The sequence below is a fragment of the Streptomyces sp. x-19 genome, assembly GCF_046549115.1.
GTDB lineage: Bacteria > Actinomycetota > Actinomycetes > Streptomycetales > Streptomycetaceae > Streptomyces > Streptomyces albulus_C.
In genome coordinates, this window is the sequence record NZ_JAJPWK010000100.1 from 1 (window position 1) to 1,091 (window position 1,091).

Annotated in this window: 2 protein-coding genes; both read right to left on the minus strand. The window is 66.8% G+C overall.

The features are described from left to right. The coding region (locus ACLJT4_RS42420; protein WP_411130508.1) for an IS3 family transposase at positions 1–711 on the minus strand (711 nt) is incomplete at its 3' end. After that, complete coding sequence (locus ACLJT4_RS42425) at positions 708–1,019, minus strand: transposase (protein WP_411130509.1); 312 nt, start codon at positions 1,017–1,019, stop codon at positions 708–710. The genes ACLJT4_RS42420 and ACLJT4_RS42425, both read right to left, overlap by 4 nt. Between the last annotated feature and the right edge of the window lie 72 nt (positions 1,020–1,091).

Genomic DNA, 1,091 nt, shown 5'->3' on the forward strand with positions numbered 1-1,091 from the left:
CTCGGCCTTGAAGGTGCCGTTCAGCGCCTCGGCCATCGCGTTGTCATAGCTATCCGCGACGGAGCCGACGGACGCGGAGGCGCCGATGTCGGCGAGCCGGTCGGCATAGCGAATTGACACGTATTGCGACCCGCGGTCGCTGTGATGAATGAGGCCCGATTCCTTCTTGATCCGGCGTCTCCACAGGGCCATCTCCAGTGCATCCAGGGGAAGTTCGGTCCGCATATGGTTCGCGATTTGCCAGCCGACAATCATCCGCGAGAACACGTCCAGGACGAACGCCACATACGCCCAGCCCGACCACGTCCGCACATATGTCATGTCGGCCACCCACAGCTGGTCGGGCCGCGTCGCGGTGAAGTTCCGGTCGACCAGGTCCGGCGGACGGGGCGCCGACGGCTCGGGGATCGTGGTGCGGCGTCGCTGGCCACGGATGACGCCCTCCAGACCGAGCTCGGCCATCAGCCGCTCGACGGTGCAGCGGGCCACCTCGACGCCCTTACGCCGAAGTGCACGCGTGATCCGGCGGGCGCCATAGGTGCCGCCGGACTCGGCGTGGATCTCTTCGATCAGCGGCATGAGCTGTTCGTCGCGGAGCCGGCGGGCCGACTTCGGCCGCTTCTTGCGGGCGAAGTACGTCGACGGCGGCAGCTCCAGCACCCGGCAGACGGGATCGACCCCGAGACCGTTCTCGCGCAGGTAGTCGATCACCTGCTCGGCCTCGTCCGGGGACGGTCGATCTCCTGGGCAAAAAACACCGAGGCGGCCCTCAGGATGTCGTTGGCCCGCTTCAACTCGGCGTTCTCCCGGCGGAGTTGCTTCAGTTCTTCGCGTTCGACGGTGGTCAGCCGGTCGTCGCGTTCGCCTCGGTCGACCTCGGCCTGGCGAACCCAGCCGCGCAGGGCTTCCTTGTGGATGCCGAGGTCCTTCGCGACGTGGGCGATAGGGCGGCCCGAGGTGCGGACCTCGCGGATCGCGCGCTCACGGAGTTCGTCGGGGTATTTACGGGGTGCTGCCATGGTGCTGGTGGATCTCCTTCGCCAGGACCGTAACCCTGGCATCAGGGGCTCCACAAATCTCGGTACAGCTCA

What these genes read in the sequence shown, in the direction of transcription:
- ACLJT4_RS42425 (WP_411130509.1), bottom strand. Translation starts at nt 1,019, where the DNA reads ATGGCAGCACCCCGTAAATACCCCGACGAACTCCGTGAGCGCGCGATC.